Origin of the sequence: Chelativorans sp. (genome assembly GCF_031180965.1) — a bacterium.
Taxonomy (GTDB): Bacteria; Pseudomonadota; Alphaproteobacteria; order Rhizobiales; family Rhizobiaceae; genus Chelativorans.
In genome coordinates, this window is the sequence record NZ_JAPSLH010000003.1 from 204,598 (window position 1) to 231,446 (window position 26,849).

The following is a 26,849-nucleotide window of genomic DNA, read 5'->3' on the forward strand; positions in this document are numbered from 1 at the left end:
ATAAGCTGCGCGGGACAATGGCGCAATCTCTGAAAAAGCCGGAAAATGCCCCAATTGCGACAGGAGCTTACCCCGCTTAGACCCCACAGCAGGGTTCCTGTCAAGGCGCGGCTCAGCTGGATGAAAGCCAAGCACAGAACTTCACATATGCGAAACACCTCAGCGGTCGAGCACTTGCCTGAGCTCCACCAGATTGGAGCGCACACGCAGGATGTAAAAACCCATCGTCGCAAGATGGGTCGGCATGATCCAGCCATCCTCGCGTCCGTTGGAGATGATGAAGGGCGTGATGTTGAGCGCGGCCCTTAATTGGCCTTCCGTCGCTTCCCACAGGGAAACGAGGGCGCGCTGTGCGATCACATCGTCGAAATCGGCGCGCGCGGCGTGGAGCAGGCCGTAATAGCCGTAGAGCTGGCCATAGGCGAACCAGAAGCGGTCGTCGGCGCGCGTGTCGAACCAGCCGCTGTTGAAGTTTTCCGAGCGCTCGCGAAGGATGGCGGACGTGGAGCCGATATCGTTGGCGATGCGGTCGAGGAACTGGATGAGATTGTCGGCGCGGGCGTCGAATACGGCCTCGCACCGCTCCAGCCGGTCGTTGAAGCTGCGCAGGGAGTTGACCGCAGTCCTGTAGAAGCTCGGCGTCGGCGTCTTCGGGCCGAAGGGGTTGAGGCCGAAATACCAGGCGTCCTCGGAAAACTGGATGCTTTCGCGCGCCTTCTGCAAATCGCTGTCGACCTGCGAGGTGCCGCGCACGCGGCCGAGAGCGTCAACGAGTTCCACTGCCGTGCGGCGCACCGCCTGGTTCACCCCGCGCTGGAACGAGGCCTTGTTGTCGAAGAATGGCGTATCGTCCCAGTCGAGGCCGAAAAAGCCAAGCTTGTAGAGCAGCATGGAGGAGATCCATGCGTTCTCGTCAACATTGAAGTCGGTAAGGTCGGCGGCGACATCGGCAATGCCGGACCGCCCGCAGGTGCGCGTGCCCTCCCCGCTTCCGGCGGCGGCAACCTGCTCGCCGGGCGATACGCCGCGGCTCTCCAAATTGTAAGCCTGCACATAGTCCGGGTTGAAGCCCGTCCAGACCTGCGTCTGCCAGAAGAAATAGATGTAGAGGCCGACGACCATCAGCAGCGCGGCGCCGGCGATGCCTCGTGCTACCCAGCCGCGCCGGGCGAACCAGCGGCCGAGCGCCGCGAAGGGCCAGGCGAGCCAGGCCACCACGCGGCCGATGCCCCGCCCGATTGCCGCAAACACGCGGGTGAAGAAGTCGACGATGGAATTGGGCACCGGGCGCTCTCCGTGAGGCAATCGTGCGGCGCCTCGACGCCGAACCTGCATCAGATAGGCGGTTTCAGGCGGGTTCACAATGCACCGGTGAAGCCGGGCGACTTGCCACGGGAGCTCGGGCCAAGCGGCGACCTCGGAGATAAGTATTGGTTGTGTAACGGGGCCGGATCGGTATCATCAATCCGATTGATGGTTGAGTTTGGGAGGATTTCCAATGAAAAAAATGTGGGTTGCGATGCTCGCGGCCGCCGCCTTTGCCGTTCCCTCTGTGGCTGGCGCGCAGGCCTATCCGGAGCGGGCGGTCACCATCGTGGTGCCCTTCTCGGCCGGCGGTCCCACCGACACGGTGACGCGTCTCGTCGCCGAGGCGATGGCGAAGGATCTCGGCCAGCAGGTCCTGGTGGAGAATGTCGGCGGCGCCGGCGGCACGCTGGGCGCTGCGCGCGTGGCCGAGGCCGAGGCCGACGGCTACACGCTTCTTCTGCATCATATCGGCATGGCAACGAGCGCCACGCTCTATCGCAAGCTGCCCTACGACCCGCTCAACGCCTTTGACTATGTAGGCCTGGTGACGGAGGTCCCAATGACCATCGTCGCGCGGAAGGATTTTGAACCGCAGGATTTCAAGGCCTTCATCGAGCATGTCAAGGCAAACAAGGATCAGGTGACGGTTGCCAATGCGGGCATCGGCGCTGCCTCGCATCTTTGCGGCATGCTGTTCATGAGCGCCATCGAGACACCGCTCACGACCGTGCCGTACCAAGGCACGGGCCCGGCCATGACCGACCTTCTGGGCGGCCAGGTGGACATCATGTGCGACCAGACGACCAACACGACCAAACAGATCCAGGGCGGTACAGTGAAGGCCTATGCGGTGACGACGCCGGAGCGGCTTGACGTGCTGCCCGATCTGCCGACCGTGACCGAGGCAGGCCTTCCGGCCCTCGAGGTGAGCGTCTGGCACGGCCTTTATGCCCCGAAGGGAACGCCGCCCGAGGTGGTCGAGCGGCTGAGCAAATCGCTGCAGACGGCGCTCCAGGACGAGAACGTGGTGGCCCGCTTTGGCGAACTCGGCACGACCCCTTCCCCGCAGGAAGACGCAACACCCCAGGCGCTCAAGGCCAAGCTGGAGACGGAGATCAACCGCTGGCGTCCGATTATCGAGGCCGCCGGCGTCTATGCCGACTAGGACGATGGGGCGCCTCGGCGCCCCATTCTTTCCCAATAGAACCGGAGTTTGGCGAGCGTGAGCGGCTACACGATCGACCGTGTGAATCTTGCCTGCGGGCTTCTTTTCATCGCCGTCGGCGCGGTGTTCGGCTACCAGTCCGTCGGCATGGAGCTCGGCACCGCGCTGCGCATGGGACCTGGGTACTTCCCGCTCGTACTTTCCGGCGTGCTCATGCTTCTGGGGGTGGTGGTGATCCTGCAATCCATCCGGGCTGAAGGCGAGGCCCTGGGGGCGATAGCCTGGCGCGGCATATTCCTGATCCTGCCCGCGCCGATCTTCTTCGGCCTGACCGTCCGCGGCCTCGGCTTCCTCCCAGCCATCTTCTGCACCGCCTTGATCGCCTCCTTCGCGAGCACCCGCATGAACCCGCTCATGGCAGTGCTGATTTCCGCCGGGGTGACGGTTTTCTCCTATCTTGCCTTCATCTATGCGCTCGGCCTCCCCTTCCGGCTGGTCGGGCCCTGGCTGGCCTTCTGAGGCATCATGGACCTCCTCCAGAACCTTGCCCTTGGCTTCCAGACGGCGTCCACGCTGTGGAACCTCCTGTTCTGCTTCATCGGCGTGCTGCTCGGCACCCTGATTGGCGTGCTGCCGGGCATCGGCGCGACGGCGACCATCGCCATGCTGCTCCCGATAACCTTCCAGATCGGCGATCCGGTGGGAGCGCTGATCATGCTGGCGGGGATCTATTACGGCGCGCAATATGGCGGCTCGACCACGGCGATCCTCATCAATATGCCGGGCGAGTCCTCGTCGGCCGTGACGGCCCTCGACGGCTACCAGATGGCGCGCAAGGGACGCGCCGGGGCGGCGCTCGCCACCGCCGCCATCGGCTCCTTCGTGGCCGGCACGGTCGCGACGGGACTGGTGGCGCTCTTTGCCCCACCGCTTACCGCGATTGCGCTTAAATTCGGCGCGGCGGAATATTTCTCGCTGATGATCGTGGGCCTCGTCTCGTCGGTCGCCCTGGCGCATGGCTCCGTCGTCAAGGCCATCGCCATGGTGATCATCGGCCTGCTTCTGGGGCTTGTCGGCACGGACATCTATTCCGGCACGCCGCGCTTCACCTTCGGCATTAGGGAATACGCCGACGGGCTGAACTTTGTGGCGCTTGCCGTCGGCGTCTTCGGCATAGCCGAAATCCTGCGCAACCTGGAGACGGACAGGACACGCGAAGTGATCGTCGCGAAAGTCTCGGGCCTGATGCCGACGCGCGACGAGCTGAGGCGCATGGTGGCGCCGGTCCTGCGCGGCACGGCGCTGGGCTCCGCCCTAGGCGTGCTGCCCGGCGGCGGCGCGATCCTTGCTTCCTTCGCCTCCTACACGCTCGAAAAGCGCGTCGCGGACAATCCATCGGAGTTCGGCCAGGGCGCGATCCAGGGAGTGGCCGGACCGGAATCGGCCAACAATGCGGGCGCTCAGACCTCCTTCATCCCCATGCTGACGCTGGGCATCCCGGCAAATCCGGTAATGGCGCTGATGATCGGCGCCATGATCATCCAGGGCATCGTGCCGGGCCCCAATGTCGCCGCCGAGCAGCCGGCGCTCTTCTGGGGAATTATCGCCTCCATGTGGATCGGCAACCTGATGCTGGTGATCCTCAACCTGCCCTTGATAGGGCTGTGGGTGAAGCTGCTGACGATCCCCTACTATATCCTGTTCCCGATCATCATGGCCTTCTGTTCCATCGGGGTTTATAGCGTCAATTCCAACGTCTACGACCTCTTCTTCGTCGCCTTCGCCGGGCTTGCGGGCTATGTGTTCGCCAAGCTGCGCTGCGAACCGGCACCGCTTCTTCTGGGTTTCGTCCTGGGGCCGCTGCTCGAGGAGAACCTGCGCCGGGCGATGATCCTCTCGCGCGGCGATCCCACCACCTTCTTCACCCGTCCGATCAGCGCCATCCTGCTCCTGATCGCGCTCGCGGTTCTCGTGGTGGTCTTCCTGCCGGCCGTCCGCAGGAAGCGCGAGGAGGTCTTCGTCGAGGAGGCTTGAAGCAGCAGCGGACGGCATAAATCCCATACGCGACGGGAAAAGTCGCTGCCGGACATTTTAGCGCGGACGGCGGCTGGTTGTTTAGCCCTTGAACCCGTCCGGAATTGATGCTTGCCTTTGAGGGAAAACCGAAGCAGGTCAAAGCCCTGGGCTTCGGAGCCAACGAATTCGAGGGGAGAAACCATGTCCTGTATGAAACGCCTGAGCGCCGGGCTCGCCATCGCCGCCGGACTTGCGGGCGGTACCGCCTTTGCCGCCGATCCGGAATCCTGCCGGAGCGTCACCTTCTCCGACGTGGGCTGGACGGACATCACCGCCACCACCGCCACTGCTTCGGTGCTGCTCGAGGGGCTTGGCTACGAGCCGGAAGTGCAGGTGCTCTCCGTGCCGGTGACCTATGCCTCGCTCAAGAACAAGGACATCGACGTGTTCCTCGGCAACTGGATGCCGACGATGGAAGCCGACATCAAGCCCTACCGCGAGGATGGTTCGGTCGAGACGGTGGTCACCAATCTGGAAGGCGCCAAGTACACGCTCGCGGTTCCGCAATACGCCTATGACGCCGGGCTGAAGACGTTTGCGGATATCGACAAGTTCAAGGACCAGCTCGACGGCAAGATCTACGGCATCGAGCCGGGCAATGACGGAAACCGGCTGATCCTCGACATGATCGAGAAGGACCTGTTCGGGGTCGGCGACTTCGAGCTGGTGGAGAGCTCGGAGGCCGGAATGCTGTCGCAGGTGCGCCGGGCGGTGCAGGCGGAGGAGCCGATCGTCTTCCTCGGCTGGGAGCCGCACCCCATGAATTCCGAGTTCGACATGGCCTATCTCGACGGAGGCGATGAGGTGTTCGGTCCCAATTACGGCGGCGCGACGGTGCACACCAATGTGTGGGCCGGCTTCACGGAGGAATGCCCCAATCTCGGGCAGCTCCTCAAGAACCTCGTCTTCTCGCTGGAGATGGAAAACGAGATCATGGGAGCGATCCTGAATGACGGCGAGGAGCCCGAGGCAGCGGCGACCGCCTGGCTGAAGGAAAACCCGCAGGCGCTCGATGCCTGGCTGAAGGGGGTCACGACTTTCGACGGCGAGGATGGGCTGGCGGCGGCGAAGGCGCATCTGGGATTGTAAGGATCACCCGATGGAAAGGGCAGCGCTCCTTCACGCCCCCCTCCGGGCTGCCGCCCATCTCCCCGAAAAGGGGCGAGATCGGCCGCCATCCCTGCTTTTGCCAGTCATCAACGCCGCAGCAGGAGTGGCGGACGGCGTCGTCCTCTCCCGCAAGCCCGAGGACACCCCCAGCTGATGGACCCCGTCACCGCGCTTATCGAAGCCTGGAAGATACCCATCGGCAGATGGGGCCGCACATTCTTTGATTTTCTGACCACCAATTTCGCCGCCTTCTTCGACACGATAGCCGAGGGGCTGACGGCGGCGCTCGACGGCATGGTGACGGTGCTCCTGTGGCTGCCGCCGATCCTGCTCGTCGCGCTCCTCGCCGCCCTTGCCTATCTTCTGCAGCGTTCGTGGAAGCTGGCGCTCGGTGTGGCGATCGGCCTTCTCTTCATCGTCAACCAGGGGCTCTGGACGGAGACCGTCGAGACGCTGGTGCTGGTGGTCGCCGCCGCCGCGGTCTCCATGGCCATCGGCGTGCCGATCGGCATCTGGGCGGCGCATAGCGACCGCGTCTACCAGATATTGCGGCCCATTCTCGACCTCATGCAGACCTTGCCGACCTTCGTCTATCTGATTCCGGTGCTTATCCTTTTCGGCCTCGGGGCTGCGCCCGGCCTGATCGTCACCGTGATCTTTGCCGCCCCGGCGCCGATCCGGCTCACCTATCTCGGCATCACCTCGGTGCCAAAGCCGATGCTGGAGGCGGGCCAGGCATTCGGCGCCACCAAGAACCAGCTTCTGTGGAAGGTGGAGCTGCCGGCCGCCCTGCCCTCGATCATGGCCGGCCTCACCCAATGCATCATGCTGTCGCTGTCGATGGTGGTGATCGCCGCCCTCATCGGCGCGGACGGGCTGGGCAAGCCGGTGGTGCGGGCGCTCAATTCGGTCAACATCCCCCTCGGGCTGGAAGCGGGGCTCGCCATCGTCGTGCTCGCCATCATCCTCGACCGCATGGCGCGGATCGGCAGGGAGCATGGCCGATGAAGCCGGCGGTGGAGTTCCGCGACGTCGACATCATCTTCGGCGGCGAGAGGGAGACTGCGGAGGCGCTGCGGCTGGTGGACGGGGGCGCAAGCCGCGCCGAGATCCTGGAGCGTACCGGCGCGGTGCTGGGCTGCGCGGGAGCGAACCTAGCCGTCGAGCGCGGCGAAATTTCCGTCCTGATGGGGCTGTCGGGATCCGGCAAGTCGACGCTGCTGCGCGCCGTCAACCGGCTGAACCGCGTAGCCCGCGGCGAGGTGATCGTGCATGACGGCGAGTGGTCGACGGATGTGGTGAACTGCTCCCAGGAAGAGCTCCGGAAAGTCCGGCGCGAATGCGTGGCCATGGTGTTCCAGCAATTCGCGCTTCTGCCCTGGCGCACCGTGGCGGAAAATGTCGGCTTCGGGCTGGAGCTTGCGGGCGTGCCCTTGCGGGAACGGCAGGAGCGCGTCAGGGCGCAGCTGGCGCTGGTACATCTGGAGGACTGGGCGCAAAAATACGCGCACGAATTGTCCGGCGGCATGCAGCAGCGCGTGGGCCTGGCGCGCGCCTTTGCGACGGAAGCGCCGATCCTGCTCATGGACGAGCCGTTTTCCGCGCTCGACCCGCTCATCCGGACCAAGCTGCAGGACGAGCTTCTGGAGCTTCAGGCGCGGCTCAAGAAGACCATTCTGTTCGTCAGTCACGATCTGGAGGAGGCACTGAAGATCGGCAACCGCATCTCCATCATGGAGGGCGGACGGATCGTGCAGACCGGCGCGCCGGAGGACATCGTGCTGCGGCCGCAGAACGACTATGTGCGCGACTTCATCGCCAATGTGAACCCGCTGTCGGTGCTGACGGCCTGGAATGTCATGCGCGATGCCCGCGATCTAGAAAGCGCGGGCGAAGGCTGGCTCTGGCTCGATCTGCGGCACACCACGCGCTTCAGGCTGGACGAGAACATGCTGGTCGTCGCCGCCGAGCGGGACGGAAGGCCGGCGGTGTGGGTCTCCTGCGACAATATGGAGCCGCTGCCGGAGGACCAGCCGAAGGTCTATTGGGCTCGCGCCGGCACGCCGCTGAAGACCGTGATGCAGGCGATGCACCAGTCGCAGACCGCGCCCGTCGCCCTGTTCGACGAGGCCTCGCGTTTCGTGGGAGCGATCGGCGTGCGCGACGTTCTGAAAGCTGTGCTGCGGCGATAGCCTCAATGATCGGGGAAGACGAGGGACCGGTGCACGCCAAGCCCTGCCAAGGTGCCGTCGCCCACGGCGAGGGCGACCGCACCCGCTGGGCGTCCGGCATCACCGCAGGCAAATACACCCGGCACCGAGGTCTGCTTGATGGAATCTGTCTTGATGTATGTGCCGACCGCGCCCTGATCGAGGTCGCAGCCGAGCTGCTCGGCCAGCGTGGTCGATAGGCGCGTGACCGTGGCCGTGAAGACGCCGGCGAGCGAGAAGACCCGTCCGTCGCGCAGCACCACATCGGCCTTGCCGGCGATGTTCTCGACGAGTTCGGTTTCGATCGCCACCTCGCGCCGCTGAAGCTGCGCCCTCTCCTCCTCGGTCGGGGCGAAGGCGCCGTTCAGAAAGAAGATGGTCTTGCCCCATTCCGGCAGGAGGAGCGCGTGGTGCATGGAGGAAGGGGAAGTGGCGATGACGCCGATCGGGCCGCCGCCCAGCTCGTATCCATGGCAATAGGGGCAGTGGAAGACGCTCTTGCCCCAACGCTCCGCGAGGCCGGGGACCTGCGGCAGGTCGTCCACCACGCCGATCGCGAGCACGAGCCGGCGTGCCTCGTAGCTTTCTCCGCCGGAGGTGCGGACCGCGAAGCCCGAACTTGTCTTTTCCACCCAATCCGCCCGTGCTTCCTTCCATTCGACCGTGGGATAGGCCGCGACTTCGGCGCGGGCACGGGCAGCGATCTCGCTGGCGGGAGTCCCGTCCTGAGTGAGGAAGCCGTGCGACGTCTCCGCAAAGCGGTTACGGCGCTTGCCTTCGTCGATCACCAGCACCCTTCGCCGGGCACGGCCGAGCTGCAGCGTCGCTGCGAGGCCGGCATAGCTGCCGCCTACCACTATTGCGTCATAGGTCATGATTGTGCCTTTGCTTGTGGCTGTGCCGGTAGGCGAGGCTCGAGCGATAGTCTTCTGCCAGCTTAGCTAGGGTAATGTCCCCTAACCGGCCAATGAGAAATGCCTCCGCCTCGCGGAATGCACCGGCAAGCGACCTGTTTACCGCCTGCTCGACGAGGCAGGACGGGTTCTCCAGGTGAAAGCCGATCGCGAGCACGCCCGGCGCGCCGAGGGCGTCGTAAATATCCTTCAGAGTGACTTGAGAGAGATCGCAGGCCAATTCCCATCCGCCGCCATGGCCCTTCGCCGACCGGACAATGCCCCTCTCGCGCAGCCCTGCCATGGTGCGCCGGACGACCACGGCGTTGGTTTGCATGCAGGAGGCGAGCTCGGCAGAGGTCATCGGCCGCCCCTGCTCTGCCATGTGGAGCAAGGCATGGAGGATCCCGGAAAGTCTGCTGTCCCGCCTCATGTAACAATACATGATACATGATTCCGGCTACGTCAAGAGACAACCGCGGAAAAATGAACCTTGCGGAGCGCAGGGAAGATCGGCGATTGCGGACTGGACGCAGGAGGCACCATGGAAAAGGAAGCGAAAATCCCGATCCTCGAAACCGACGCGGAGGCGATCCGGCTCGCCAAGACCTTGCTACGGGCCGCCCGCTTCGGCGCGCTCGCCACGCTCGATCCAGCGGACGGCGCGCCGCTTGCCACGCGCGTGGCGGTGGCGACCGCCATGGACGGCGCCCCCCTCGTTCTTGTCTCAGCGCTTTCGGCGCACACGCAGGCGCTCGAGGCCGACCCGCGCTGCTCGTTGCTCCTCGGCGAGCCGGGAAAGGGGGATCCCCTCGCCCATCCTCGCCTGACTATCAAGGCTCGCGCGGAGAAACTGGAGCGCGGCACGACCATCTGGGCTCATGCCGAGCGGCGCTATCTCAACCGTCATCCGAAGGCGAAGCTCTATGCCGGCTTTGCCGATTTCGCCTTCTTCCGCCTCGTGCCCGAAGGAGCGCTTTTGATCGGCGGCTTCGCGCGCGCCTATCGGCTCAAGCGCGACGACCTTTTGGCGGCGGGACCGCTCGAAGGGTTCGAGGAGGTGGAGGAAGGCGTCATCAGGCATATGAACGAGGATCATGCCGACGCGGTCGCCAACTACGCCGCTCATTTCACCGGTGCTGAAGGAGGCAAATGGCTACTGACCGGCATCGATCCTGAGGGCATCGACCTCGCCAAGGGAGACGAAGTCCGCCGCGTCTTCTTCGAGGAGCGGGTGGGGGATACGGCCGACATTCGGCCGACCCTTGTCGCCATGGCGAAAAAAGCGCGCGGCATCTGAGATGCGCGACTTCATTCGCATCCAGGATCCCGAGGACCCGCGGATCGCCACCTATCGCGACGTCCGCGAACGCGACCTTGTTGGCCGGCAAGGCCGCTTCATCGCAGAGGGCAAGGTGGTGCTGAATGTCCTCTTCCGGGCATCGCGCTTTGCCCCCGAATCCGTGTTCCTGCGCGAGAACCGTGTGCCCGGGCTGGAGGAACTGATTTCACACGTGCCCGAGGACGTGCCCGTCTATGTGGCGGGCGGTGCAGTCATGGACGCCATTGCCGGCTTCCATATGCATCGGGGCGTGCTCGCGATCGGCCTGCGCGGCAATGAAGAGGCTCCAGAAGCATTGCTGGCCCAACTTCCGGAGACGGCAGTGGTGGTAGCGCTCTCAGGCATCGCCAATCACGACAATATGGGCGCCATCTTCCGCAACGCCGCGGCTTTCGGGGCGGACGCCGTGATCCTGGACAGCGATTGCTGCGATCCGCTCTACCGCAAGGCGATACGTGTTTCCGTGGGGGCGGCTCTGAAAGTGCCTTTTGCGCGAGGAGGAAGCGCGGCCGCCATCGTGGAGGCGCTTGCGGCGCAGGGTTTTGAGACCCTTGCCTTGAGCCCGAGCGGGAAACACGACATTGCCACGATCGAGCGGGCACCGCGCACGGCCGTTCTGCTGGGAGCCGAAGGTCCCGGCCTGCCACCGACGCTCCTTGAGCGCCTGCCATCCGTGAGGATCCCGATGCGCGCGGATTTCGACAGTCTCAACGTGGCCGCCGCGTCTGCGATCGCGCTGCACCGGCTTTGGCGGTAGCTATTCCGCGGGTGTGGTCTCCCGCAGCGCCTTCACCCGGTCAGCGAGACTGAGCGGCCTTTCGTCGTCCGCCGGCGGCGCGGGCTGCGACAGGGCCTTCTCGATGGGGGATTCGGGCCCGTCCAATGTGGCGGCGAGGTTCACGACTTCGGCCGCAAGCGACGAGATACGCTCGCGCAAAGCCTGGTCTCCAGACCCTTCCTCGGAAGCCGAGGCCGCAAGCTCGGCGCGCAGCTTCTTGTTCTCGCGCATAAGCGTGGCGATGCGCGACTGCAGCCGGGCGACTTCGGACTTGCGCGCACCAGGCAGTCCCGTAACGGGCTTCTCGCCGTTTGCAGCGGCGACGAGGGAAGAAATCTGGAATGAAAGGTCGGCAACTTGCGTCGTCAGCGGCGCCGTCTCCTGATTGGCTTCCGCGGCGACAGCGGGACCGTTCCCCCCTGGGACCGCGGTTTCCTTCAGCTTGAGCTTCAGGCGCGCAACTTCCTTTTCCCGCCGCTCCAGCTTCTCCTCGCGAGTAGAGAGCGTGGCCACCATGCCTTCCAGCCTACGCTCCAGATCGGCGGCACGCTTTTTCTCCACGCGCAGCGCCTCTTCGGCCTTGGCCTTCTCCGCCAGGGCATCGCGCGCTGCCCTGTCGGCGTCCTTCCGCTGATTGCGCAGAAGACTGATCGAGTCGTTCAGCCGCTCGATATCCCCCTCCCGGGAGACAAGCTCGATCTGCCTGGTGCTGAGGGTGAGGCTCGCCTCTTCATAAAGGCGCGAGAGCTCTTCCACCTCGCCTTGGCGGTCGCGAAGCTGGCGTTCCGTCTCCGCCAGCCTTGCCGTGAGCGTCTTGAGTTCCGCCTGGCGCTCGGCGAGCCGGGCCACCAGGTCGTTGCGCTCGGTTTCGAGCTGAGCCACGGCATCGTCCCTCTCGCCGTTGAGCTCCTCCAGGTTCTTGACCTCTTCGCGAAGGCGATTGATCTCGATGAGGTCCGCAGCCGCCTTCTTCTTGACCGCCTCAGACTTCATCTCCAGCCGGCGCATCGCCATGGCGTATTCGGCCTTCACGGCGTCGATCTCGGCCTGCAGTTCCTCCCGCGACATGGGCAGGGAGGCTTCGAGGCGCCTACGCATCAGTTTGCCAGCGCGCCGCCAAAGGATTGGCGCCAGCGCAAGGGCAAGCGTGGCGGCGGCAAGGAAGCCGAGGATGAAGGACAGAACGCTTTGAAACACGAGGCGACGGATCCGACGAGAGGTGCCCTCATACTCTGCCCGGCGGGCAGCAAGAAATCCAGTGCCCTAAACGCCGCGTCAGAACGGGTTCCAGGTTGGTTGCGCCGTCATTTTCAGATAACCCACATTGACGCCGAGCCGCGCCCCGACCCCGGTGCGGATCGGCACGATGAGCACCGGCCCGTTCTTGAGCACGTTGAAGCCGAGCCCGGCGACGATATAGGCTGAGCCCGCGACTCCCATATATCGCTTATAGAGAGCATTCACCTGGTCGAGATTGTAGACCAGGATCATCACACGTGAGCCTTGTGCGCCGAAATCCCAACCGAGCGAGGGCCCCTGCCAATAAGCGCCGTGGTCGCCTGCATTCTTGGTGTAGAGCGTGCCCTCGCCATAGGTGAGGCCGCCCACGATGGCACCCGAGCCCTCCTGGCCGAGCACATAGCCATTGGGGAGTCCGTAGGTTGAGAAGATTTTCTCGACGAGCGTTGCGAGGCCGCCCGTCGTCGCTCCGAAGAAGTTGCTCCCGGCCTCGACGATCTCCTCCATCGTATACGCGCCGCTCTGCGCGCGCGCCGAGGGTTGAGGCAGAACAACCAGAGCCGCCAGTACGGCCAGCGCCACGAAAGCGAGGCGGGCGGCGCGGCCCGATCCGGGAATTCCTTTCTTGAACAGGCTGGATAGCATCGGTTTCATCTCCTTGTGAGCGAGGTCGCGCCACTTTCCGCGAATCGCCAACGTCGTCCCGATTGCGAACAATTGGAGGTTAAGACGTAATTCTTTTTCAACCATTAAAGCGCGTCGGCGCCCTCAGGAATCCGGGGCGGCGGAAGATACGTGGTGCCGCAGTTTATTGCTCCCAGCCCGATCCTGTGTAACCAAGGTCACCATTCTGGACAGCGCGATTCGCAGGGATAGCATGGCCCTGCCGTGTTGATTTCGCCTAGGGGACGTTGAAAATGACCGAAGTTTTCTCGATCAGCGCGCCGGACCTCGCCGCCCTTTTGTGCAGCCGCGTCTGCCACGATATCATCTCGCCGGTCGGCGCGATCAACAACGGACTGGAGTTGCTCGACGAAGGCGGCGCGGATGAAGACGCCATGCAGCTGATCCGCACCAGCGCCATCAACGCCTCGGCACGGCTGCAATTCGCTCGCATCGCCTTCGGCGCGGCCGGATCTGCCGGCATGCAGATCGACACGGGTGACGCGGAAGCGGTGGCGAACGCTTTCATCCGGAACGAGAAGCCCGAGCTTGAATGGAGCGGCGGCCGCGCGCTCCTGCCCAAGAACAAGGTGAAGCTGCTTTTGAACCTTCTCCTGATCGCCAACGCCGCGATCCCGAGGGGCGGCAAGTTGCGCGTAAGGCTTGAAAACCTGGAGACCGCGCCGGTGTTCACGCTGGTCGCGCAGGGGCCGATGATCCGGGTGCCTGCCAAATTCCTCGAGCTTCATGCGGGAAGGCAGCTCGAGGAGCCCATCGATGCCCATAGCGTGCAGTTCTATTACACGCTGCTGCTTGCGCGCGAGACCGGCATGACGATTTCTATCCACGGCTCCGCGGAAGAGATCGTGTTGAAAGCCGCTTAACACCACCTTTACCGTACTTGTTGGTGCACCCTTTACGGGTATTTGCTACAAGCACGAGATTGCGCAGCAAGCGGGTTGGCGATGAAGCGCTGCCTGATTATTGATGATTCCAGCGTTATCCGCATGGTCGCTAAGAGGATCCTTGGCGGCCCGGAGATGCTCGTGGCCGAAGCCGCCACGGCGCGCGAGGCGCTCGACATCTGCGTACACGGGATGCCCGACATAGTGATGGTCGACTACCGCCTGCCGGATATGGATTCTTGCGAGCTGACGGCCCGGCTGATGGCAATCGAATGCGACCGTAAGCCGACCATCCTCTTGTGCATGTGCGAATTCGATGTCGGTCTCCTCATGCGCGCGAAACGGGCCGGCGCCAACGGCCATATCATGAAGCCCTTCACGCGCGCCCAGCTCCTCGAAAGCTTTCGCGAATTCCAGATCGCCGCCTGACCGCGAAAGCAGGAAGCCCGGCGCATGGCCGGGCTTTTCTGGTGCATTCTGAGGGCGGAATCAGGCGCTTTCGCGGATTTCCTCGGGCTCGCGCAGCACATAGCCGCGGCCCCACACCGTTTCGATATAGTTTTGCCCGCCGGAGGCGGTGTCCAGCTTCTTGCGCAGCTTGCAGATGAAGACATCGATGATCTTCAGCTCGGGCTCGTCCATGCCACCATAGAGGTGGTTGAGGAACATTTCCTTTGTAAGCGTGGTGCCCTTGCGCAGCGAAAGGAGCTCCAGCATCTGGTATTCCTTGCCGGTGAGGTGAACGCGCTGGCCTGCCACCTCGACGGTTTTCGCGTCAAGATTGACCACCAGATCGCCCGTGGTAATGATCGACTGCGCATGGCCCTTGGAGCGGCGGACGATGGCGTGAATGCGCGCAACCAACTCGTCCTTGTGAAACGGCTTGGTCATATAGTCGTCGGCGCCGAAACCAAGGCCCCTCACCTTGTCCTCGATGCCCGCCATGCCCGAAAGGATCAGGATCGGCGTCTTGACCTTGGAAAGGCGCAGCGTCCTCAGGACTTCGTAGCCCGACATATCGGGAAGATTGAGGTCGAGGAGGATGATGTCGTAGTCGTACAACTTGCCGAGATCGACGCCCTCTTCGCCGAGATCGGTCGTATACACGTTGAAACTCTCCGACTTGAGCATCAGCTCGATGCTCTGTGCGGTCGCACTGTCGTCTTCAATCAGCAAAACGCGCATCTTATTCCCCTTTTCCGCCGCCGACCGGGACTGGCAGGCATCCGGCGCGGAGCAGTGACCACCTGACCGGAAGCTGCCAGTTAATGGTTAACAATATCTGATTCGCTTCGGATCGCGCTAAGAGCTTTTTTCAGCTTTCGCCGACACACTATTGAATCGAAACGCTGAATCAGCCTCATGCCTCTCCGCCTCCAGCTCCGGCGCCACTCGCCGGAGTGAACCCGTGCTGACATTGCCCGCCAGGCGCGAGCCCCGAAATTTTTACCGCGCCTTAAGCCATCGACCTTATGATTAACAATGCCCGTAAATGAATGGTTACTGCCGGTGAGCTTCTTTAGGATTTTGTTTTCCAAAGCCGGGGCTGCTCGGTGAGAGGAGCATCGAGGTGAATTCGGTTATGCGTCCGCGTTTCTGGGAGTGGATAGATGAAAGCACGTGAGAACCTGGTTCGGCTGAAGCAATTTCAGCTGAACGAGAAGCGCCGCCGCATGGCCCAGCTCGATGCGATGATCGCCGAATTCGACCGCATGGCCGCCGAGCTGGAAGCGCAGATCCTCGCCGAGGAAGCAAAGACCGGCATCACCGACCAGAACCACTTCGCCTACCCGACCTTCGCCAAGGCCGCGCGCCTGCGCCGTGACAATCTCAGGACGTCGCAGTCCGAGCTTCTGCAGCAGAAGGAGCAGGCAGCATTGGAGTTCGCCGAGGCGGAAGCCGAGCTCAAGAAGGCCGAAGCTCTCGAACTGCGCGATGCCAAGCGCGGAGGCGACGACACGCCGCGGGCAGCGGCTGGCTGACGCGGCGGAGCTTCTTCGCCCATCAACCGCCGCAGGCGCGCGGCGGTAACCTTCTGCAAAACGCCATTCCCTATTTGCCCTGACAGCACCAATTCAATACGGATTGGGGCGGCGTTTCCGTTGCGAAGAGCTGAGCGGTGCAGATCATTATCCAGGAACAGACCGGCGGGCCGGAAGTGCTCCGCCTCGTTGAGCGGCCCTCACCCACGCCCGGCAAAGGTGAGGTCCTGGTGCGTGTGAGGGCTGCCGGGCTCAATCCCGTGGACGCGTCGGTACGCGCCGGAGCCTTCCGCCTGCTCGGCCAGCCGCCCTTCACTATCGGCTGGGACATATCCGGCGTGGTGATCGCCGCCGGACCAGAGGCGGATATCGCGCCGGGCGCCGAGGTTTTCGGCATGCCGCGCTTTCCCAAACAGGCAGCGGCCTATGCGGAGGAGGTGGCCGCGCCCTCGCAGGAGCTGGCGCTGAAGCCCGGCTCGCTCACGCACGAGCAGGCCGCCGCGCTGCCCCTTGCCGGCCTGACGGCCTGGCAGAGCCTGATGGAAATGGCCGAGATCGAGCCGGGTCACACCGTGCTGATCCATGGGGCGGGCGGTGGCGTAGGGCACCTCGCCATCCAGGTCGCCAAAGCCATGGGTGCATTCGTCGTCGCGACGGCCAGCGCCGGCAAGGGCGAATTTGTCCGCTCCCTCGGGGCCGATACCGTGATCGATTACCGCAAAGAGGATTTTTCCGAGCGGGCGGGCGAGATCGACATCGCCCTCGAAACGATCGGCGGGGAACACGCCACCAAGACGGTCGCGGCAGTGCGGCCGGGCGGCATCGTCGTTTCGTTGCGTCCTCCGGCCGAAAGCGCCGAGACACAGGCCCGAGCGCGCGGCGTGCGCTTGGAGACGATCCTCGTGCGGCCTGATAGGCACGGCCTGACGGAGCTTGCACGGCTGGCGGATGCCGGCAAGCTCCGGGTGCATGTCGACGGGACATTTCCGCTGCGCGAGGCCGGTGCAGCGCATGCCTATCTGGCAACGAAGCCGAAAGGGAAGGTGGTCCTGACGGTATGAGGCCAGGCCGCAAGGGAGACGGGACGCCTCGCCTTCCGGCCCCAGACTCAGTGGCGGTATTGCTGGATACGGGTGGTCCTGAGACCCTGCAGGCCGTATTCGTCGATGGAAGCCTGCCAGGAGAGGAACTCTTCCACAGTCAGCCGATAGCGTTGGCAAGCCTCTTCGAGGCTGAGCAGCCCGCCGCGGACTGCGGCAACCACCTCCGCCTTGCGGCGGATGACCCAACGGCGCGTATTGGACGGGGGCAGATCCGCAATCGTCAACGGGCTTCCGTCAGGCCCGATGACATATTTTACGCGCGGTCGAACCAGATCGGTCATCGTACTCTCTACACTGAACCAAGACCACGCCGGGACGATAGCGTCCCAGCTTTAAGATTTGCCTAAGCGCCTGGTAAGACTAGCGTAACAGAAGTGAATCCGGCGTTAGGGACTGCCGAAGAACTTGATTCAAATGCAGAGCACCGCTGTAGAACGCCGGGCTGCGGGCATCTTGACCTTGCCGCCCCACATTGCCATTTACCGCCAATCAGGGATGGAATGCAAAGTGATGAACAGCCTCGACCTTCCGGGACGGCCAGAGACGACGCGCGTGGTTGTCGCCATGTCGGGCGGCGTCGATTCCTCCGTCGTGGCCGGCCTCCTCGCCCGGCAGGGATACGAGGTGGTGGGCGTCACGCTGCAGCTTTACGACCATGGCGCCGCGGTACACCGGGCGGGCTCGTGCTGCGCTGGCCAGGACATTGAGGACGCCCGCCGTGTGGCGGAAACGCTGGGCATCGCGCATTATGTGCTTAATTACGAGGAGCGCTTCCGCAAGGCGGTCATCGACCCCTTCGCGCAGAGCTATATGACCGGGGAGACGCCGATCCCCTGCGTGTCCTGCAATCAGACCGTCAAGTTCTCCGACCTCCTGGAAACCGCGCGCGAACTCGGCGCAGACGCGCTCGCCACCGGGCACTATGTCCGCTCCCGGCGGAGCGGCGCCCACCGCGCGCTCTTTCGCCCGGTCGATTCCGACCGCGACCAGAGCTATTTCCTCTTTGCCACGACCCAGGCGCAGATCGACTATTTGCGCTTTCCGCTGGGCGACCTTCCCAAGTCGCAGGTGCGCGCCATGGCCGAGGACATGGGCCTGTCGGTCGCGGCCAAGCAGGACAGCCAGGACATCTGCTTCGTGCCGCGCGGAAGATATTCCGACGTCATAGCCAAGCTGAAGCCGGCGGCGGCAAGCCCTGGCGAGATCATCCATATCGACGGCCGCGTGCTCGGCCGCCACGAGGGCATCCTGCACTATACGATCGGGCAGCGCCGCGGCATCGGTATCGCCACCGGCGAGCCGCTTTATGTCGTGCATCTCGACGCCGAGCGGGCACGCGTCGTGGTGGGCCCGCGCGAGGCGCTGGAGACTCACCGGCTTTTCCTCCGCCAGGTCAACTGGCTGGGCGATGAGCCGCTCGAGGCGCTTCCCGCCGACGGAATGGAGCTTTTCGCGAAGGTACGGTCCACGCGCCCGCCTGCCCCGGCGAGGCTCTTCCACCGCGACGGCGTAACTTGGGTGGAGCTGCACGAGGGCGAGGCAGGCGTGGCGCCGGGCCAGGCCTGCGTGCTCTATTCCGACGACATGAACAACGCGCGCGTCTTCGGCGGCGGCTTCATTGGGCGCTCGGAGCGGCGCGCGGAGGCCGAGGCGCTGCTCTCGCGCCTGGAACACCTACCGGTCTAACGACTGCTGAACATGCAGGAAAGCTCAAAGGGGTGGGCGAACCGCTTTGTAGCGCCGCGTCAGACATGCGAAACCGTACCCGCCGTGAGGATGCGCAGCACTTCGATCGCCTCCTCCCCGGTCGTGCGCGGTTCAGCCCCGTTCTCGATGCAGTCAAGGAAATGTTCGAGTTCGCGCGTGAGCGGCATCCCCTCCTGCACGGGTATGTAGGTGGGCTCGTTTGTCGTGAAGGCCCATTGGCCGCTATCCTGCCATACCGCATGGCGATAGACGGCGAGCTTGCGTCCCCATGGTTCGACATCGTCGAAGACGGCCATCGCCTTGGTGCCGACGACTGTTAGTCGCCGCTCCCGGTAAGGATTGAGGCGCGAAGCAAAGAGATGGCTGCGCAAGCCGTTCTCAAAGCGCATATGCAGATGGGCGAAGTCGCTCAGATGATCCAGTAGAGCGGCACCCTCCCCTCGGACCTCGAGGGGAGGCGCGCCGGTGATAGCGAGAATCATGGACAGATCGTGCGGCGCCAGGTCCCAAAGCGCGTCATTCTCGGTGTGGAATTTCCCTAGACCCAGCCGGTGCGAATGGATGTAGCGCACCTCGCCGAGTTCGCCCGCATCGATGAGTTCCTTCAGTTTCTCGAAGGCGGGATGGAAGCGCAGGACATGGCCCACCATGTAGACGCGGCCCGCCTCGCGCGCAGCCTTCACCGCCCCCTTCGCGTCGTCGACTGTGAGCGCAATCGGCTTTTCCACAAGCACATGCTTTCCGGCGCGGACGGCCTTGGTGGCGTATTCGGCGTGAAATTGCGGCGGCAGGGCCATCACGACCCCGTCCACCTCACCGTCGTTGAACAGATCCTCTGGGTCAACGGCGCGGCAGTCCTGCTCGCTGGCGAAGCCTTCGGCGCGCGCGCGATTGGCGTCGGACACGGCGCTGAGCGCCCCAAGCGATTTCAGGGTGCGGATGTGGTTCGACCCCCAATAGCCACATCCAAGGACGGCGATACGCGGCTTCATATAATCTTCACGTGATTGGCTAGCCGACACATATCGGCGCCTGCCGCGCAACTCAAGCCCGCGGCTCCTTTCATGCGCTCCCGCCGTGGGGAGATGTCCGGCAGGATCGCCCACCCTTCGGGCGCACCCGCATCTTTCCCTCGTTCTCATGGCCCGTTGGGAACGCGGCTCGTCTGACGGCCTGCACGCAGGCCTTCTCCAATAGCGATGGTCTTTTGGCTCTGCTCCCTGCCCTAGCCTGACGCGGGCTTTACTCTGCTGGACACGCCGCTTGATTTGCCAACGCTCAACCCTCGCGCTCCACCGGGCGGCTTGACACCGCCGGACCCAGAACCTTATATCCGCCCGTCCTCGGCGCAGTTGACCCTTTTTTGCCTTGCGCCCATGGCGGAGTAGCTCAGTTGGTTAGAGCAGAGGAATCATAATCCTTGTGTCGGGGGTTCGAGTCCCTCCTCCGCTACCACCAATACAGTCCTTGGAAGCTCTCCGGGCCTGCGGCTTGGCAGATTGAGAAGCTCGGCCAAGGCTCCCTGAACCCTTAACTCCAGCTGCCCCCGGCCATCCAGAGGCATGACCTCGATCCCGTTGACGAGTGAGCGGATGATGTTCGCCGCTTCCCGCCGCTCCTTCTCGTCGGAACTCAGCGCCAGCTGAAGTTCCGTGACTTTCCGGCGGTAGGCCTCGACCGCTGCTGGATGGAGCTCCACGACATTGGCCGCGGCGGTGATCGCTTCCAGCTCCTTCGTCATGGCCTCCTTCTCGCGTTCAAGTTCCAGCAGCCGTGATTTCATGCTTGCTGTTGCCACTCCTTCCGCAATGGCATCGATGATGTTTGCAATCTGCCTGTCGATGCCGGCCAGCCGCTTTTCGGCCTCTGCGCGCCTTTGCCGGTTCAAGGCATTCAGCCGTTTCTGTTCGGAATGGTATTCGGCTAGGAAGCGGCCAATGGCATCTGGTGCGAGCAGTCGCTTCTGGATACCGTCAAAGACACGTCTTTCGAGCTCCGCAACGCGAATGGTCCTGCTGTTGTCGCAGGTCCCTTTCTCGCGATGCGCGGCGCAAGCGAGCTGATCCTTGCTCTTCACCGTGTAGGAGGCGCCGCAGCACCCGCAGCGCACAAGGCCCGAGAACATGTGCTTCGGCCGACGACGAATGTAGAGCCGCGTGCCGCCGTAGAGTTTCTTACGCGCCTGCACTGCATCCCAGAGATCATCCTCGATGATGCGCAGGTGCGGCACTTCCACCACCTGCCATTTCTCATGAGGGTTCGGCCGCGAGATGCGCTTGCCGGTTTCGGGGTCCTTGACCATCTGGATGCGGTTGAAGACGAGCAGCCCGATATAGGCCTCGTTGTAGAGAAAGCCGCTGCGCCGCTTGAGATTACCGTTGATGGTCGATGCGGCCCAGTTCTTCCCGAATGGTGAGGGAACGCGGTCCCGGTTTAGGTCGGCGGCAATCGTGCGCGCCGAGCGGCCGGATGCGAATTCCCGGAAAATCCGCCGGACGATCGCGGCCTGTTCTTTGTCAATCTCGCGCAATCCCCGGATCGGTTCGCCCTGGTCGTCAACCTTCTTCACAACGCGATACCCGTAGGACAGGCCTCCTGCGGCATAGCCGTTCAATATGCGTCCGCTTTGACCACGCCTGATTTTGGCGGCGAGGTCGCGCAAAAAGAGCGCGTTCATGGTGCCCTTGAGGCCAACGTGAAGCTCGTCGACTGTGCCTTCGGAGAGGGTGACGATCCCGACACCGGAAAAGCGCAGCCGCTTAAAAAGGCCGGCAACGTCTTCTTGGTCGCGCGAGAGGCGATCAAGGGCTTCGGCCAGCACGATCTTGAACCGGCCACGCTGGGCATCGGCCAGCAGCTGCTGGATGCCTGGGCGGCGGACGATGCTTGCGCCGGAAATCGCGGCGTCGGAATAGGTCTGAACCACCGTCCATCCTTCGCGGGCCGCGTATTCCCGGCAGAGCCTCAGCTGATCCTCGATCGAGGCTTCCCGCTGGTTGTCGGACGAATAGCGGGCATAGAGTGCAACCTGGGACATCGCTGTCTCCTCATCCGCGACCTATCCTCCGCCACCCCTCTCACCTTCCGATGTTTCCTGATCACCTGGGGCAGCGCGGTTCTCATTCGCCGCCTGCATCGCCTCGAAATGCTCTCGCGCGATCTGGCGACCAAGCAGGCGGGCAAGCGACATGATAGCAACGTCGACTTCCTCGTGCGATGCAGCACCGGCATAATTGCCGGCGCTGCAATTGTCATTGGCCGGTTCCAATTCGTCCGCCATGGCGGCACCCGTTCGTCCATTGATGTCGAACGGGCATTGAGCCGCAAGTCGGCCAGAACAGAAAGGCCGCGGCTCCCACCGTCATACCCCGGCGTGATATTGCCTGCGCATTGCGGCATGAGGGAAATGCGATACCTTGGCCGGCGGGGCTGGCTCAAACTCTCAGCCGACGATGAAGCCCGAAGGTACACACGGCAAGCAGAAGCGATCCCGAGACGGAGCGATACCGCTCAGAGGGGAGCCTTGTCTGCTTCCCCAGCCTTTGCCGGGCCGGAGACAGCCGGTCGAGGCTGGCGCGGCACGCGCCACCGCGAAGCGGCTGCGGCCTTGACGGGCTGATTCCGGTCCGGCCTGCTGACGGGAAGCAGACAGCGTTCATCCCCGAAGGAGCCCCAGCCTATCCTTCGAAACATTGCCGCGAACGCCGCCTCTGCGCACTGGGAAAGAATTGTCCTGGCGCCCAATGTTCTCCCACGCGAACCAAATCGTTGAGCGCGGATCGGATTTGTGGCCAGGGAAATTCGGAACAATCCTCCCACGCCTCTCCCGAGCGCAGCACGGCATCTAGCTTGCCGGCAATACCTGCGAGCGACGTTGCAGGTTTTGCTGCCAACGCCTCCAGCAGCTCCGCCGCCTGTTTGCCGGCCTCCCGCTCGGCACGGAGGGCAGCGGAATAGCCGAGCTCTGCGTCGGCGGCGTCCCATTGCGCTTGGTGAGCGGCGAGTTCCGCCTCTGCCTTCGCACGGATCGCGTCGACACCAGGATTTTCATCAAACAGTTCGTCGAGCTCACCGACGGAATGGATGGTGACGATCTCTCCGTCAGGCAGGCAGACAACAGCCCGCGGAAAACCGATGCTCCTTGCCAGCCTCGTTTCCAAACGCTCCTGCTTGCGGCAAAGCCGCTCCGTGAGCCTGTGGGCGATATCCCATTCGCGCCAAAGCGCAAGCGCCGGGTCTAAAAGACCCTGCTCCACCGTGAAGAAGTGGGCAGGTGCATTGCCCGGAGACGCCCACGCACCGGCCGCGATAACCGATCCAGCAAGCACTCGCCTGCGGGTGACGAAAGACAAAGTCGTGGTATTGTCGGAATCAGCCATGATCCGAGCTCCTTGCAGCTTGGTTGTGGTTAGGCTGCTGGCGGTGGTCAGAACACCTTCAGCAGCCGTTTCGCATTATAGGCACATTTGCACTTTTTGTGCAAACGAGATCACGTGAACAATGAAAGTGACGCCCGCCCAAATTCGCGCTGCCCGTGCACTTCTCGATATTTCTCAGCAAGAATTGGCGGATTTATCGAAGGTAAGTTTGCGGACTATTGTGCAGGCAGAGCGGGATGCAGGATCGGTATCCGCATCGATCGTCCAGGCCCTTGTGCTTTCTCTCCAGGCGGCTGGTGTCGAGCTCATTCCAGAGAATGGTGGAGGGCCAGGCGTGCGGCTCGCACGCCGAGCGTGAGACAAAGATCCGCCGATCAAGAAAGAGCTTTGATCACGGTAACGACCGCTTCGCGCCCCGAACGCGGCCGTCGAGATAGGTTTCGACCTTCCTGAAAGCAGACAAGGGCGACGAGCGCGCTCGAGGTCATGGTTGCGGGCCGGCGGACGTTGCAGGCGCTGCCAACGCGCGCAATCCGGCTCAGGCTGTCTCAAGTGCCGCTTGTTCGGGAAGCTTGGCCTCCAGTTCCCTACCTGCTGCCAAGAGACTGTTCGTGTAGGTGTGCGACGGGCGGCGAAAAACGACGTCGACCGGGCCCTCCTCGATAATGCGGCCAGCATTGAGCACGATGACGCTTGCGCATATCTCGGAGACGACTGCGAGGTCGTGGCTGATGAAGATCAGGCTCAAACCGCGCTCCGCCTGGATCTTCTTGAGCAGGTTCAGCACCTGCGCTTGCACTGAAACGTCAAGGGACGAGACGATCTCGTCGCAGATCAGGAGTTTCGGCGACAAGGCAAGCGCACGTGCGATGGTCAGGCGCTGGCGTTGGCCGCCGGAGAGCTCGCTGGGATAGCGCTCGAGATGCTTGGCCGAAAGGCCCACCTCGTCAAGCAGCACCAGCACCTTCGCGCGTCTGTCGCGGCGGGGATAACCGGAAATGGCGAAGGCTTCGCCCACGGCCTGTTCCACCGTCAGCCGCGGATTGAGGGCACCATGGGAATCCTGGAATATGTATTGCAATTTCGCGCGCCGGGCGCGGGTCATCCGGGCGGGGTCGGGCAGCGGCGAGCCGTCGAACAGGATCGATCCCGAAGACATGTGCACCAGACCCACGAGGGCTTTGCCAATGGTGCTCTTTCCGCTGCCGCTCTCGCCGACAAGCCCGATCGTCCATCGCTGCGGAACGTCGAAGCTTACCCGGTCGACGGCGACAAAGGGCGGCGCGAACAGGCCGCGGCCGCCATAGGCGACGGAAAGCCCACGCACCGATAGGATGGGTTGCCCAGCGGCAGGCTTCTCCCCGGCGGCGACGGGCGGCTGAAGACCGGCTGAACGGGGAAGGTCGATGCGCGGCCTGCAGGCGAGCAGGCCGCGGGTGTAGTCCGTCCGAGGCCGGGAGAGCACGGCGCTCGTCGGCCCCTGCTCCACGACCCGGCCCTTGCGCATGACGATCACGTCATCGGCCATGTCGGCCACAATGCCAAGATCGTGCGTGATGAGCAGCAGCGCCATCTGGCGGCTTTCCCGCACCCGCCGGATAAGATCGAGAATCTGCGCCTGCACCGTCATGTCCAGTGCCGTCGTGGGCTCGTCGGCGATGATGAGCTTGGGGTCGCCGGCAAGAGCCATGGCTATGGCCATCCGCTGCTGCTGGCCGCCGGACACTTCGTGCGGATAGCGCCGGAAGATGCCGGGAATCCCGGCAAGACCAACCTCTTCGAGCAGCATTTCCACGCGCTCGCGGCCGGAATGCCGGGAAAAATCAGGCCCGAGGGCTTCAAGAATCTGGCTGCCGACCGTCATCAAAGGGTTGAGCGAGGCCCCCGGATCCTGAAAGACGATGCCGATCTGCCGTCCGCGCACCCGGCGCAACTCTTCTTCCGCAAGCGTGAGAAGATCGCGTCCCATGAACTTCGCCGTGCCGGAGGTGCGCACCTGCGTGCCGGCCGGTGCGAGCCCGACCAGCGACATGGCCGTCATGGTTTTTCCCGAGCCGGATTCACCGACCAGCGCAAGCGTCTGGCCGGGCTTGACCGCAAAGGTGGCATTCTCCACCGCGCCGACGGTTTCCGTCCGGGCTTGAATGGTGACCGACAGGTTGTTGACCCAAAGGATCGGCGCTTGCGTCATAGGTTCCTCAATCGCGGGTCGACGAGTTTTTGCACCATGTCCGTGACGAAATTTGCCATCACGACCGCAAAGCCGAGCCAGATGATGACTGCCTGAACGACCGGATAGTCGCGGCCCTTGATGGCCTGGAGCGCCAGCGTGCCCAAGCCGGGCAGGCCGAAGACGATCTCCATCGTAAGCGCGCCTGTTAGGACGCTGGCGAGGATGAGGCCGATGAGGGCAATGACGGTCGTGAGCGCGTTCGGCAGGATGTGCCTGAGCACGATCCGCACCCGGGCAAGGCCCTTGGCCCGTGCCGTGCGTATGAAATCCGCCGTCTGGATCTCGGTCATGTCCTCATGGAGCATCTTGGCGATGGTCCCGGCGATGTCGAGCCCGAGAATGAGCGCGGGCACGGCGAAGTTGCCGATGGCTGGGATCCAGCCCAGCCAGACGGCGAAGACGATGACGCAGAGGATGCCGATCGAAAAGGTCGGGATCGTGATGGACCAGATGGTGATGAACTCGACCAGCGCCACGAAGATCGACCGCGGGAACAGGCAAGCCAGCGTCGGCAGGCCTATGCCCAGCACGAGGCCGATGCCAAGCGCAGCGGCACCCAATGCAAGAGTCGAGGGGATGACTGTTGCGAGCAGGTCGGCGATTGGGGTCGAGTACCGCGCGGACATTCCAAGATCGCCGGAGAAGACCATGCCCAGCCAGAGCCAGAACTGATCCAGCCAACCCCTGTTCAGCCCCAGTTCCTCGCGCATCGCAGACTGCTGGGAATAGGTGAGCGAGCCTTCGATCCCTTTGAGATCGACGACGTCGCCAGGGATCATGCGGATGACGAAGAAGGTGAAGACCACAATTCCCGCCGCAATCGCCAGCGAGCGGAGAAGATCGAGGCCGATGGAGCCGAGCAGGCGGACAAGACGCGGGTTCACAGCGCGATCCTCCGGCGGGACGGGTCGAAGCGCGTCCTGAGTTCATTGCCGATAATGGCGAGGGAGAAGGTCACGAGAGACAAGGCGATGATCGGCGCAAGGACCGCGTGCGGCGCGTCCTCCGTGTAGGACGTCGCGCTGGCGATCATCCTGCCCCAGGTGGGCGTCTCCGGCGATACACCGAGGCCGAGGAAGCTCAGCACCGATTCCGACACGATGCAGCGCGGCAGGATGATCGCGAATTGCGTGATCAGCGCACCGGCGACATTGGGCAGAATATGGACGAAGGCGACGCGCAGCCGGCTTGCGCCCAACACCTTCGCGGCGGATGTGTAAGGCCGGGCTGTCTGCTGCAGATAGGTGGCCCGCGTGATCAGCGCGAAGTTGGGTGCGAAGGAGATGCCGAGCGCCAGGATGACCGATTCCACACCCGGCTCGAAGGCGACGATGAAGGCGAGCGCAAAGAGAATGCCGGGCATCGCCCTGATCAGATCCACCAGGCCGAACAGGATGCCTTCGGCGACCTTGCCGAGCGCCATGGCAAAGAGGCCGACCAGGCCGCCGAGAAAAAGCGCGACCAGGGCGGCGCTCGCGCCGTAAAGCAGGCTGAGCCCCGTGCCCGTCACCAGGCGGGAATAGACATCCTGGCCCTGATCGTCCGTGCCGAGGATATGCTCCGCATTCGGCGGCTCGTTCATGCTGGCGCTGAACATGTAGGGGTCGTGCGTGACGAGCAGAGGACTCGTCACGCTCACGAAGAGGGCGATCGCCACGATGATGATCGCGACATAGGTCAGTCGCGACCAGCGGGGCAGCGAGAGGCCGCCTGCGCGGGAGATTGAAGCAGCCGACATCAGGAGGCCTCCTCGCGA

At 63.7% G+C, this 26,849-nt stretch carries 27 protein-coding genes and 1 tRNA gene; 15 read left to right on the forward strand and 13 right to left on the reverse strand.

Going from position 1 to position 26,849, the window contains the following annotated elements; translation table 11 throughout:
- Positions 1-159 precede the first annotated feature (159 nt).
- Positions 160-1,284 carry a DUF2333 family protein gene (locus RIN79_RS03820; protein WP_309083291.1) on the reverse strand — a complete coding sequence of 375 codons (1,125 nt, stop codon included), beginning with the start codon at positions 1,282-1,284 and terminating at the stop codon, positions 160-162.
- A 214-nt stretch (positions 1,285-1,498) separates the two neighbouring features.
- Here RIN79_RS03820 and RIN79_RS03825 point away from each other — a divergent pair, with 214 nt between their 5' ends.
- The 6 genes from RIN79_RS03825 to choV all read left to right on the forward strand — a co-directional run bounded on the left by RIN79_RS03825 (position 1,499) and on the right by choV (position 7,851).
- Complete coding sequence (locus tag RIN79_RS03825) at positions 1,499-2,473, forward strand: tripartite tricarboxylate transporter substrate-binding protein (RefSeq protein WP_375165870.1); 975 nt, start codon at positions 1,499-1,501, stop codon at positions 2,471-2,473.
- Positions 2,474-2,530: 57 nt separating this feature from the next.
- Positions 2,531-2,992, forward strand: coding sequence for a tripartite tricarboxylate transporter TctB family protein (locus RIN79_RS03830; RefSeq protein WP_309083292.1), 462 nt, complete (start codon positions 2,531-2,533; stop codon positions 2,990-2,992).
- Positions 2,993-2,998: 6 nt separating this feature from the next.
- On the forward strand, positions 2,999-4,507 hold the full coding sequence (locus RIN79_RS03835) for a tripartite tricarboxylate transporter permease (RefSeq protein ID WP_309083293.1): 1,509 nt from the start codon (positions 2,999-3,001) through the stop codon (positions 4,505-4,507).
- 183 nt (positions 4,508-4,690) lie between these two features.
- Positions 4,691-5,638, forward strand: a complete 948-nt coding sequence (locus RIN79_RS03840; RefSeq protein WP_309083294.1) for a choline ABC transporter substrate-binding protein — start codon at positions 4,691-4,693, stop codon at positions 5,636-5,638.
- Between the two features lie 174 nt (positions 5,639-5,812).
- Positions 5,813-6,667 (forward strand): choline ABC transporter permease subunit, encoded by an 855-nt coding sequence (gene choW, locus RIN79_RS03845; protein WP_309083295.1) that lies wholly within the window; start codon positions 5,813-5,815, stop codon positions 6,665-6,667.
- A complete protein-coding gene (gene choV / locus RIN79_RS03850) occupies positions 6,664-7,851 on the forward strand; it encodes a choline ABC transporter ATP-binding protein (RefSeq protein WP_309083296.1) in 1,188 nt (395 codons plus the stop codon). Before choW ends, choV begins: the two co-directional genes overlap by 4 nt.
- Positions 7,852-7,853: 2 nt before the next feature.
- Here choV and RIN79_RS03855 read toward each other — a convergent pair whose 3' ends face one another.
- Positions 7,854-8,744 carry an NAD(P)/FAD-dependent oxidoreductase gene (locus tag RIN79_RS03855; protein ID WP_309083297.1) on the reverse strand — a complete coding sequence of 297 codons (891 nt, stop codon included), beginning with the start codon at positions 8,742-8,744 and terminating at the stop codon, positions 7,854-7,856.
- Positions 8,734-9,195, reverse strand: coding sequence for an Rrf2 family transcriptional regulator (locus RIN79_RS03860; RefSeq protein WP_309083332.1), 462 nt, complete (start codon positions 9,193-9,195; stop codon positions 8,734-8,736). The genes RIN79_RS03855 and RIN79_RS03860 overlap by 11 nt, the downstream gene beginning before the upstream one ends.
- Positions 9,196-9,306: 111 nt before the next feature.
- On the opposite strand from RIN79_RS03860, the gene RIN79_RS03865 reads away from it, so the two are divergent.
- Both RIN79_RS03865 and RIN79_RS03870 read left to right on the forward strand, forming a co-directional pair.
- On the forward strand, positions 9,307-10,062 hold the full coding sequence (locus tag RIN79_RS03865; protein WP_309083298.1) for a DUF2470 domain-containing protein: 756 nt from the start codon (positions 9,307-9,309) through the stop codon (positions 10,060-10,062).
- Between the two features lies 1 nt (position 10,063).
- Positions 10,064-10,861, forward strand: a complete 798-nt coding sequence (locus RIN79_RS03870; protein ID WP_309083299.1) for an RNA methyltransferase — start codon at positions 10,064-10,066, stop codon at positions 10,859-10,861.
- Here the strand turns inward: RIN79_RS03870 and RIN79_RS03875 are convergent, their stop codons facing one another.
- Both RIN79_RS03875 and RIN79_RS03880 read right to left on the reverse strand, forming a co-directional pair.
- On the reverse strand, positions 10,862-12,079 hold the full coding sequence (locus RIN79_RS03875) for a hypothetical protein (RefSeq protein WP_309083300.1): 1,218 nt from the start codon (positions 12,077-12,079) through the stop codon (positions 10,862-10,864). It lies immediately after the preceding gene.
- Positions 12,080-12,157: 78 nt separating this feature from the next.
- Positions 12,158-12,766, reverse strand: a complete 609-nt coding sequence (locus RIN79_RS03880; protein ID WP_309083301.1) for an EipA family protein — start codon at positions 12,764-12,766, stop codon at positions 12,158-12,160.
- Positions 12,767-13,038: 272 nt separating this feature from the next.
- Between RIN79_RS03880 and chpT the strand changes: the two genes are divergently transcribed.
- Together chpT and RIN79_RS03890 are read left to right on the forward strand one after the other, a co-directional pair.
- On the forward strand, positions 13,039-13,668 hold the full coding sequence (gene chpT / locus RIN79_RS03885) for a histidine phosphotransferase ChpT (protein ID WP_309083302.1): 630 nt from the start codon (positions 13,039-13,041) through the stop codon (positions 13,666-13,668).
- An 81-nt stretch (positions 13,669-13,749) separates the two neighbouring features.
- Positions 13,750-14,118, forward strand: coding sequence for a response regulator (locus tag RIN79_RS03890; RefSeq protein WP_309083303.1), 369 nt, complete (start codon positions 13,750-13,752; stop codon positions 14,116-14,118).
- Between the two features lie 60 nt (positions 14,119-14,178).
- Here the strand turns inward: RIN79_RS03890 and ctrA are convergent, their stop codons facing one another.
- Positions 14,179-14,874 (reverse strand): response regulator transcription factor CtrA, encoded by a 696-nt coding sequence (gene ctrA / locus RIN79_RS03895; RefSeq protein ID WP_159587121.1) that lies wholly within the window; start codon positions 14,872-14,874, stop codon positions 14,179-14,181.
- A gap of 425 nt (positions 14,875-15,299) precedes the next feature.
- On the opposite strand from ctrA, the gene RIN79_RS03900 reads away from it, so the two are divergent.
- Both RIN79_RS03900 and RIN79_RS03905 read left to right on the forward strand, forming a co-directional pair.
- Positions 15,300-15,671: a flagellar export protein FliJ gene (locus RIN79_RS03900; RefSeq protein WP_309083304.1), complete on the forward strand. Its 372-nt coding sequence runs from the start codon at positions 15,300-15,302 to the stop codon at positions 15,669-15,671.
- A gap of 137 nt (positions 15,672-15,808) precedes the next feature.
- Entirely contained in the window at positions 15,809-16,732 is a 924-nt protein-coding gene (locus tag RIN79_RS03905) for an NADP-dependent oxidoreductase (protein WP_309083305.1), read from the forward strand.
- 47 nt (positions 16,733-16,779) lie between these two features.
- Here RIN79_RS03905 and RIN79_RS03910 read toward each other — a convergent pair whose 3' ends face one another.
- The gene (locus RIN79_RS03910) at positions 16,780-17,055 is read right to left on the reverse strand and encodes a DUF1153 domain-containing protein (RefSeq protein WP_159587124.1); all 276 of its coding nucleotides are present in this window, start codon (positions 17,053-17,055) and stop codon (positions 16,780-16,782) included.
- A gap of 229 nt (positions 17,056-17,284) precedes the next feature.
- Here RIN79_RS03910 and mnmA point away from each other — a divergent pair, with 229 nt between their 5' ends.
- Positions 17,285-18,460 carry a tRNA 2-thiouridine(34) synthase MnmA gene (mnmA, locus tag RIN79_RS03915; RefSeq protein WP_309083306.1) on the forward strand — a complete coding sequence of 392 codons (1,176 nt, stop codon included), beginning with the start codon at positions 17,285-17,287 and terminating at the stop codon, positions 18,458-18,460.
- 59 nt (positions 18,461-18,519) lie between these two features.
- On the opposite strand, the gene RIN79_RS03920 is transcribed toward mnmA, so the two are convergent.
- Positions 18,520-19,473, reverse strand: coding sequence for a Gfo/Idh/MocA family oxidoreductase (locus RIN79_RS03920; RefSeq protein ID WP_309083307.1), 954 nt, complete (start codon positions 19,471-19,473; stop codon positions 18,520-18,522).
- Positions 19,474-19,859: 386 nt separating this feature from the next.
- Here RIN79_RS03920 and RIN79_RS03925 point away from each other — a divergent pair.
- Positions 19,860-19,936, forward strand: a tRNA-Met gene (locus tag RIN79_RS03925).
- Here the strand turns inward: RIN79_RS03925 and RIN79_RS03930 are convergent.
- Together RIN79_RS03930 and RIN79_RS03935 are read right to left on the reverse strand one after the other, a co-directional pair.
- Positions 19,893-21,518, reverse strand: a complete 1,626-nt coding sequence (locus tag RIN79_RS03930) for a recombinase family protein (protein ID WP_309083333.1) — start codon at positions 21,516-21,518, stop codon at positions 19,893-19,895. The two genes, RIN79_RS03925 and RIN79_RS03930, sit on opposite strands and share 44 nt — an antisense overlap.
- A gap of 640 nt (positions 21,519-22,158) precedes the next feature.
- On the reverse strand, positions 22,159-22,860 hold the full coding sequence (locus RIN79_RS03935) for a hypothetical protein (RefSeq protein ID WP_309083308.1): 702 nt from the start codon (positions 22,858-22,860) through the stop codon (positions 22,159-22,161).
- Between the two features lie 121 nt (positions 22,861-22,981).
- On the opposite strand from RIN79_RS03935, the gene RIN79_RS03940 reads away from it, so the two are divergent.
- Positions 22,982-23,218, forward strand: a complete 237-nt coding sequence (locus tag RIN79_RS03940) for a helix-turn-helix transcriptional regulator (protein ID WP_309083309.1) — start codon at positions 22,982-22,984, stop codon at positions 23,216-23,218.
- A 180-nt stretch (positions 23,219-23,398) separates the two neighbouring features.
- Here RIN79_RS03940 and RIN79_RS03945 read toward each other — a convergent pair whose 3' ends face one another.
- The 3 genes from RIN79_RS03945 to RIN79_RS03955 are packed head-to-tail and all read right to left on the reverse strand — an operon-like array spanning position 23,399 to position 26,831.
- Positions 23,399-25,051: an ABC transporter ATP-binding protein gene (locus RIN79_RS03945; RefSeq protein WP_309083310.1), complete on the reverse strand. Its 1,653-nt coding sequence runs from the start codon at positions 25,049-25,051 to the stop codon at positions 23,399-23,401.
- Positions 25,048-25,977: an ABC transporter permease gene (locus tag RIN79_RS03950; RefSeq protein WP_309083311.1), complete on the reverse strand. Its 930-nt coding sequence runs from the start codon at positions 25,975-25,977 to the stop codon at positions 25,048-25,050. Before RIN79_RS03950 ends, RIN79_RS03945 begins: the two co-directional genes overlap by 4 nt.
- Positions 25,974-26,831 carry an ABC transporter permease gene (locus tag RIN79_RS03955; protein ID WP_309083312.1) on the reverse strand — a complete coding sequence of 286 codons (858 nt, stop codon included), beginning with the start codon at positions 26,829-26,831 and terminating at the stop codon, positions 25,974-25,976. The genes RIN79_RS03950 and RIN79_RS03955 overlap by 4 nt, the downstream gene beginning before the upstream one ends.
- Positions 26,832-26,849 lie beyond the last annotated feature (18 nt).